The 7,361-nt window shown below is 69.0% G+C and carries 11 protein-coding genes; 5 read left to right on the forward strand and 6 right to left on the reverse strand.

The annotated features are described in order from the left end of the window. Positions 1 to 643: TIGR03943 family protein (locus tag A5714_RS00935; RefSeq protein WP_068281871.1), on the forward strand; the 643-nt coding region annotated here is incomplete at its 5' end. A gap of 385 nt (positions 644 to 1,028) precedes the next feature. Here A5714_RS00935 and rpsR read toward each other — a convergent pair. From rpsR to rpmB, 4 genes are read right to left on the reverse strand one after another with little or no spacing between them, the layout of a single operon-like run. After that, positions 1,029 to 1,286 carry a 30S ribosomal protein S18 gene (gene rpsR / locus A5714_RS00945; RefSeq protein WP_068070239.1) on the reverse strand — a complete coding sequence of 86 codons (258 nt, stop codon included), beginning with the start codon at positions 1,284 to 1,286 and terminating at the stop codon, positions 1,029 to 1,031. Continuing rightward, positions 1,286 to 1,591 carry a 30S ribosomal protein S14 gene (rpsN, locus tag A5714_RS00950; protein ID WP_068070238.1) on the reverse strand — a complete coding sequence of 102 codons (306 nt, stop codon included), beginning with the start codon at positions 1,589 to 1,591 and terminating at the stop codon, positions 1,286 to 1,288. Before rpsN ends, rpsR begins: the two co-directional genes overlap by 1 nt. Before the next feature lie 2 nt (positions 1,592 to 1,593). Next, entirely contained in the window at positions 1,594 to 1,758 is a 165-nt protein-coding gene (gene rpmG / locus A5714_RS00955; protein ID WP_003873955.1) for a 50S ribosomal protein L33, read from the reverse strand. Continuing rightward, positions 1,758 to 1,994 carry a 50S ribosomal protein L28 gene (gene rpmB, locus A5714_RS00960; RefSeq protein WP_068281873.1) on the reverse strand — a complete coding sequence of 79 codons (237 nt, stop codon included), beginning with the start codon at positions 1,992 to 1,994 and terminating at the stop codon, positions 1,758 to 1,760. The genes rpmG and rpmB overlap by 1 nt, the downstream gene beginning before the upstream one ends. Before the next feature lie 102 nt (positions 1,995 to 2,096). On the opposite strand from rpmB, the gene mrf reads away from it, so the two are divergent. Together mrf and A5714_RS00970 are read left to right on the forward strand one after the other, a co-directional pair. Continuing rightward, entirely contained in the window at positions 2,097 to 3,290 is a 1,194-nt protein-coding gene (gene mrf, locus A5714_RS00965) for a ribosome hibernation factor-recruiting GTPase MRF (RefSeq protein ID WP_068281875.1), read from the forward strand. After that, positions 3,287 to 3,550, forward strand: coding sequence for a type B 50S ribosomal protein L31 (locus A5714_RS00970; protein WP_068281877.1), 264 nt, complete (start codon positions 3,287 to 3,289; stop codon positions 3,548 to 3,550). The genes mrf and A5714_RS00970 overlap by 4 nt, the downstream gene beginning before the upstream one ends. Positions 3,551 to 3,566: 16 nt before the next feature. Here the strand turns inward: A5714_RS00970 and A5714_RS00975 are convergent, their stop codons facing one another. Both A5714_RS00975 and A5714_RS00980 read right to left on the reverse strand, forming a co-directional pair. Then, the gene (locus A5714_RS00975) at positions 3,567 to 3,764 is read right to left on the reverse strand and encodes a transcription antitermination regulator (protein ID WP_231975709.1); all 198 of its coding nucleotides are present in this window, start codon (positions 3,762 to 3,764) and stop codon (positions 3,567 to 3,569) included. 98 nt (positions 3,765 to 3,862) lie between these two features. Further along, complete coding sequence (locus tag A5714_RS00980) at positions 3,863 to 5,011, reverse strand: GTP-binding protein (RefSeq protein ID WP_068281881.1); 1,149 nt, start codon at positions 5,009 to 5,011, stop codon at positions 3,863 to 3,865. 405 nt (positions 5,012 to 5,416) lie between these two features. Here A5714_RS00980 and A5714_RS00985 point away from each other — a divergent pair, with 405 nt between their 5' ends. Both A5714_RS00985 and A5714_RS00990 read left to right on the forward strand, forming a co-directional pair. Next, the gene (locus A5714_RS00985; RefSeq protein ID WP_068070232.1) at positions 5,417 to 6,322 is read left to right on the forward strand and encodes a class I SAM-dependent methyltransferase; all 906 of its coding nucleotides are present in this window, start codon (positions 5,417 to 5,419) and stop codon (positions 6,320 to 6,322) included. Between the two features lie 216 nt (positions 6,323 to 6,538). Next, positions 6,539 to 7,361, forward strand: an 823-nt coding sequence (locus tag A5714_RS00990; RefSeq protein ID WP_156747112.1) for a PPE family protein, incomplete at its 3' end; no start/stop codon positions are given.

Genomic DNA, 7,361 nt, shown 5'->3' on the forward strand with positions numbered 1-7,361 from the left:
GTGGCTGGTCGCGTCGGCGGTGTTGCTCATCGGGCTCGCGCTGGTCGTGGTCATCGGTGACATCCGGCGCGGCGCCCCCCGGGCGGCAGGGGCGGCCCAGGACGCGGCCCACGAACACGGCCATGGCCACTCCCACCGCGGCCGCATCGGGTGGCTGCTCGTCGTCCCGGTCCTGGTGCTGATGTTCGTGACGCCGCCCGCGCTACGGCCCTCGGCCGCCGCCCCGGCCGTGACGTCGGTGTCCAACGACGTTTTGAACCGGGCGTATCCGCCGCTGCCGCCGGGCGCCGCGCCCGAGGTGTCGCTGCCGGAGGTGCTGATGCGGGTGGCTCACGACACCACCGGCTCGCTGACGAATCGGACCATCACGGTCACCGGCTTCGTGCTCAACGAGCGCGACGGCGTCGACCTCGGCCGCATCGTGATCATCTGCTGCGCGGCCGACGCCCAGCTGGCCCGCCTGCACGTGCGGGGACCGCTCGCGGGCCGAGCCGCCGGCCTGCCGGACAACACGTGGCTTCGGGTGCAGGGCCGGGTCCAGCCGATGCCGCGGCAGCAGCACGGCGTGACGACCCCGACGCTGGAGGTCACCGCGGTGACCCGCATCGGCGCCCCGCCGAACCCCTACGCCTATCCGCGCTGACCCTAGTTACTTCCAGCGGCACGGGTCCACTGCTGATGACGCGCGAGTGACGCGGGCACCGGACAGCTTTCCCACTGCCCGCGCGCCAGCCAATCACCGAGCGCCGCGGCGCCCGCGCTGTCGACGATGGGGCCTACCCAATGCGGCGGCCCGCACGCCGCTCGGTCGTCGGTGCACGGTTGCACCACGGCCATGACACCGCACCCGGTCGGGCGGGACGCGCACGTCAGCGGACCGAGCATGCAGGCGGCCGAGACCAACATGCTGTGCGGGCACCGCCGAATGGCGGGCCGCAGTTCGTCGATCACCGAAAGCCCCTGTTGGGCAACGCAACTGGCACAGACGACGACGGTGAAGGGGCGGTCGGTACCGTTGTGCGCGGACGTCAATGCACGCCACCGGGGTAGGGCAGCAGGGCCATTTCGCGCGCGTTCTTGATAGCGGTCGCGACCTGACGTTGTTGCTGCACGGTGAGCCCGGTGACCTGGCGGGAGCGGATCTTGCCGCGCTCGGAGATGAACACGCGTAGCGCTGCGGTGTCTTTATAGTCGACGGCGGTCAACCCCAGGTTGGTCAGGAGATTCCTTTTGGGCGAGCGCGCCGGCGGGGCGGGGCGACGGGTGCGCTGGGCTTTCTTTGGCATCACCAGCTCGCTTTCCGCACGCCGGGAAGCATTCCGGCATGGGCCAATTCGCGCATCCTTACCCTCGACACCCCGAATTTGCGGAGGTGCCCGCGCGGCCGTCCGTCGACGGCGTCGCGGTTGCGCAGTCGCACCGCGCTGGCGTCGCGCGGCTGCCGCGCCAGCTCGGCCTGCGCGGCGGTCCGCTGTGCATCGGAGCTGCCCGGCGAGCGGATGATGGCCTTGAGTTCGGCGCGGCGTTCGGCGTGGCGCGCCACGATGGCGCGTCGTTGCTCGTTGCGGACGATCTTGGATTTCTTGGCCATCCTCAGCGTTCCTCGCGGAATTCGACGTGTCGGCGGATCACCGGGTCGTATTTACGCAACACCAGCCGGTCGGGGTCGTTGCGCCGGTTCTTGCGGGTGATGTAGGTGTAGCCGGTGCCTGCCGTCGACCGGAGTTTGACCAACGGCCGAATCTCGTTGCGCGCCATCAGATTTTCTCACCTTCCCGGCGTAGCCGGGCCACGACCGCCTCGATGCCGTCGCGATCGATGACCTTGATGCCTTTGGCGCTGACGCGCAACCGGATTCGGCGGTCCTCCGAAGGCAGGTAGTAAGTCTTGACCTGAATATTGGGTGACCAGCGCCGGCGCGTGCGGCGGTGGGAATGCGACACCGAATTACCGAACCCCGGCTCGCGGCCGGTGACCTGGCATTGGGCGGACACCGCGATCCTCCTCTGCTTATTGAAAATGATTTTCGACAAGGACTGGTGGAGACGGTACCGTAGATCCCGTCCAGATGAAAACCATTGTCAATAAGGAGTGCGATGCGGACGCCCGTCATCCTGGTGGCCGGCCAACAGAGCACCGACGCGGTCGTGGGCGAATTGTTACGCACCCCGGGGACGCTGGTGGTCGAGCATCGCTTCGACGGCCACGTCGTGCGCCGGACGACGGTCGCCCTGCAGCGTGGCGTCCTGACGACCGCGGAGTGCGGCTTGGAACTCGCGCACGGCTGCGTGTCCTGCACGATCCGCAACGACCTGTTGATCCTGCTGCGCCAATTGCACCGCCGAGACGACGTGCGGCGAATCGTCGTGCACCTGGCGCCCTGGTTGGAACCCGAACCGATCTGCGTGGCCATCAACCACGTGCGGGTCCGCGTGGCGCCGGGTTACCTCGACGGACCCGCGGCCCTGGACGTGTCGATCGCCGCGGTCGTGACATGCGTGGATTCATCGACGTGGCTGCGCCAGGCCCGCGGCGACGACGAGCTCGACGACGGCCGTACCGAGGCTCAGGTGGTGGTCGGACAGGCGGAATTCGCCGACGTGGTCGTGCTCAACCGGGCCGAGCCGTTCGTGGCCGCGGTGCTGCGGCGGCTGGCGCCGCGCGCGCGGATCCGTGTCGGCGCCAACGGGATCGAGAACGCGCTGCGCAACCTGTACCGCGATGCGCGCCAGGGCCGCAGCGACGATCCGCACGGCCGGTTGCTGGCCGGGCAACCACCGCTGGATTCCCGCGGGCCGATCGGACTGGTCGAGTTCTCCGCCCGCCGCCCGTTTCATCCCCGGCGCCTGCACGACTGCCTGGACCTGTTGCTCGACGGTGTCATCCGGACCCGCGGACGGTTGTGGCTGGCAACTCAAGCCGACCACGCTATGTGGCTGGAATCGGCCGGCGGGGGATTGCGAGTCAACTCCGCCGGTAGGTGGCTGGCCGCCGCCACCGACGCGGAGCTGGCCGAGGTGGACGCGGAGCGGCGCGTCTTCGCCGAGCTGACCTGGGATGAGCGTTACGGCGACCGCCATACGGCGATGACGGTGCTGGTCTGCGGCGCGAACGCCGCCGACATCCTCGACGCCCTGGGCGACGCGCTGCTGACCGAGGAGGAATTCGCGGCGCCGGAGCGCTGGCCCGGCTACGAAGATCCGTTCGGCGACTGGCACGAAGACCCTTGCGACGCCCGAGCAGAGGCCACCGACAACGCGGCCGGCCACACCGAGAAGGGGGACCTATGAAGCCCGACGTGCATCCCGATTACCACCCGGTCGTCTTCCAGGACGCCACCACCGGGACGATGTTTCTGACTCGCTCGACCATCACCAGTTCGCGCACCGTCGAGTGGCCGACGCCGGATGGGGTGCAAACCTATCCGCTGGTGGTGGTCGAGGTGACGTCCGACTCACATCCGTTCTGGACCGGCAGCCGCCGCATCGTCGACAGCGCCGGCCAGGTGGAAAAGTTCCGCCGCCGCTACGGCGGCCGCGCCCGCGAGTGACGCACCGGCCGGCCCGTCAGGGTGGCGCCTCGCGCGCGGGCAGGGCCAGCACGGTGGCCCAATGCGCGTGCGCCGGACCTGCGCCCGGCTCGGCCGGGCCGGCGACCGTGTCGAGTAACGCCCGTGACACGCCACCGATCCCGATTCCGGTGCTGTGCACGGCTTGTGCGATCTCTTGCAGCGCATCCTCCGCCGAACAGCGCCGGATGCCCATGAGAGCCCCAATGGCCTGATCGATCTCGCGGCGGGACCGATGGTCGCCGGGCCGGGGGTGCGGGTGATGGTGATGGCGATGCACTGCGTCCCCCGGCGTCACTTCGCGTGCGTGTGGACGACGTCCCAGCGCGGCAGCGGATCGGGGTAGGAGGCCCATCGCCGTGGGCCTTCGGCCAGTTCGGCGTCGCTCAGCAAGGCCGCTCGCAGCAATGCGAGCACCTTCTCGCCGTCGAGCCGCACCCCGATGAACACGATCTCCTGTCCAGGCCGGAAGTCGGCGGTGGACCAATACTGCGCCGGCTCGATCGTCAGGTTGGGGCCGGCCTGAGACCAGACGGCCAGCAGGTCGGGCCGGCTGGCGATCCAGCAAAATCCCTTGCTGCGCAACACGCCTTGCAGCTCGGCGAGCGCCGCGTGCAGGCGTTGCGGGTGCAAGGGCCGCCGCGCGCGGATGGTCACGCTGCCGATGCCGTATTCCTGGGTCTCGGGAACGTGCCCACCGGCGATCTCCTGGTCCCACCCCGGGGACCCGGCGGCCAGGTCCGGATCGAACAGGCCGGTGTCGAGCACCTCCGGCAACGCCACCCGACCGTGGTCAGTGCGCACGATCTTGGCCGACGGATTCAGGCGGCGCAGCGTTGCCGCCACCATGGTGTTGGTCTTAACGGTGGCCAGGTCGGTCTTGTTCAGCAGGATGACGTCGGCGAACTCCACCTGGTCGACCAGCAGGTCCGCGATAGTGCGCGGGTCGCCGTCGCCGGCCTCGAGGTGGCGGTCCGCCAGCGCCTCGCCGCGGGCCAGTTCCGGCAGGAACGTCGACGCGTCCACCACCGTGACCATGGTGTCCAGCCGCGCCACCTGGCTCAGGCTGAATCCGTCGTCGAATTCCCAGCTGAAGCTGGCGGCGACCGGCATGGGTTCGGAGATGCCCGTCGACTCGATCAGCAGGTAGTCGAACCGGCCCTCGGCCGCCAACCGGGCGACCGCTTCAATGAGGTCCTCCCGCAAGGTGCAGCAGATGCAGCCGTTGGTCAGCTCGACCAGCTTCTCCTGCGTACGGTCCAGGTGGCCGGTCCCGGCGACCAGCGCCGCGTCGATGTTCACCTCGCTCATGTCGTTGACGATCACGGCGACGCGGCGGTCGTCCCGGTTGGCCAATACGTGGTTGAGCAGAGTGGTCTTTCCCGCGCCGAGGAAGCCGGAAAGCACGGTGACGGGAATGGGTGGGCGGCTGGAAGAGGGCATCGCTTAATGATAATGATTTTCATTAAGGCGTAAAGGGCCCGCGCGGTAGGCCTTTCGGGTGCGCGATCAGGCGTGGCCGCGCAGCGACTGATGGCGGGCTCGGCGAAGCGCCGAGCGGCCGACGGATTCCGGCGTCCGGGCGCTCGCGCGTGACGTGGTGGTGCGTGTGGGCCCAGCTCCGGTCGAGGAAGGTCTTGACCGGCTGCGGCCGCAGCACCAGGCAAGTGACGGCTCGATGGTCGATGGCTCCGGCAAACGTCGTCGGGGCCGAGCCGACTGGCGAAGCCGCACCGAAGCACAGGATGACCGACCGGCGCCGGGCGTTCGCCGCTCGAACGGCGGCTAGCCAGTGCCGTTGCGCGGCAGGGAAAGCGGTTGATTCCGGTCATCGGTACTGTGGGTCGGGTGCGAAGCGAAGGTGACACCTGGGACATCACAACGAGCGTCGGATCGACCGCGCTGTTCGTCGCGACGGCGCGGGCGTTGGAGGCGCAGAAGTCCGACCCGCTGGTCGTCGACGAGTACGCGGAAATCTTCTGCCGGGCCGTCGGCGGCCCCGCGGCGGAGGTGCTCGACGGCAAGATTCCCGATCACCAGTTGAAGACCACCGACTTCGGCGAGAACTTCGTGAACTTCCAGGGTGCTCGCACCAAATACTTCGACGAGTATTTCCGCCGGGCGGCCGACGCCGGTGTCCGCCAGGTCGTCGTATTGGCGGCCGGGCTGGACTCACGTGCCTACCGCCTGGATTGGCCGGCCGGTACGACCATCTTCGAGCTGGACCAGCCGCAAGTCCTCGACTTCAAACGCGAGGTGCTGGCCGGTGTCGGTGCCACGCCGCGCGCCGAGCGCCGTGAGATCGCCGTCGATCTGCGTGACGATTGGCCGCAGGCATTGCGCGACAACGGGTTCGATGCCGGCAAGCCTTCGGCGTGGATCGCCGAGGGGCTGCTCATCTATCTCCCGGCCGACGCTCAGGAGCAGCTTTTCACCGGGATCGACAGCCTGGCCGTACCCGGTAGCCATGTGGCCGTCGAGGACGGCGCACCCATGCCCGACGAAGCCTTCGAGGCCGCGCTCGCCGAGGAACGCGAGGCCATTGCCCGCGGTGAGGGGCGGGTCTTCTTCCAGCTGGTTTACAACGAACGGATCGCCCCGGCCGCCGACTGGTTCAGCACCCGAGGCTGGAAAGCAGTCGGCACGCCGTTGGCCGATTATCTGCGCCAGGTCGGCCGCCCGGTGCCCGGCCCGGACACGGAGGCCGGCCCGATGATCGCGCGGAACACGCTGGTGAGCGCGGTTAAGGGCTGAGACCGTACGTCCGGTCGTCGTGAGTTTCCCCTGAACTGACCGCTTGCGGGAACTTTTTCGCCCCGCCAACCGACCATTGACGGGCTGACTGGCGCGCCGTCGCCCGGCCTGTCATCACTGGTCTCACTCGGCGAGGAGTCCTGGCGTGATGCCACGCGTTCGGGAAGAAATAGTTCGTGAACTGGCTGCGGGACCCCCGCGGGCCGGCGCGCGCGCATGACTGCGCCGGTGTGGATGGCCTTCCCGCCGGAGGTGCATTCCACGTTGCTCAGCAGCGGCCCCGGGCCCGGTAGCCTGCTGGCCGCGGCCGCGTCATGGACGGCGTTGAGCGAGACCTATGCCTCGGTGGCCGACGAACTCGGCGAGACCCTGGCCGCCGTTCAGGGCGGCGCGTGGGACGGCCCCACCGCCGACCGGTACGTCGCGGCTCACGTGCCTTATCTGGTGTGGCTGACGCGGGCCAGCGCCAACAGCGCGGCCGCGGCCACCGAGCACGAGGCTGCGGCCACCGCCTACACCACGGCGCTGGCCGCCATGCCGACCTTGCCGGAGCTGGCCGGCAATCACGCCGTGCACGGGGCCTTGGTGGCGACGAACTTCTTCGGCATCAACACGATTCCCATCGCGGTCAACGAGGCCGAGTATGCGCGGATGTGGACTCAGGCGGCCACCACGATGACGACGTATCAGGCGGTCGCCACGTCCGCGCTCGCCGCGACGCCGCAAACCGATCCGGCGCCGCAGATCGTCAACGCCGACAGTGCCTCGGACAGCGGTGACAGCGGCCCGCTCGACATCGTCGACGACGATTCCGGTGACCCGTACGACCTGAGCTGGTGGATCAACCGCTTCCTGGAGATTCCGGAAACCCTGGAGCGCGACATCGGCCTGATCGAACGCAATCCGGCGGCGGGGTTCGCGCAGCTGTTTAGCGACATCATCGGCCTCACCGTCGATGAGATCGGCCATGCGATCGAGGGCGGCGGGGTCGACGAAATCCTCTGCGCTGGGCTCGGTTTCGGGGTCCCACGGATCGCCA

The sequence above is a fragment of the Mycobacterium sp. E2462 genome (assembly GCF_001672685.1).
Classification (GTDB): domain Bacteria; phylum Actinomycetota; class Actinomycetes; order Mycobacteriales; family Mycobacteriaceae; genus Mycobacterium.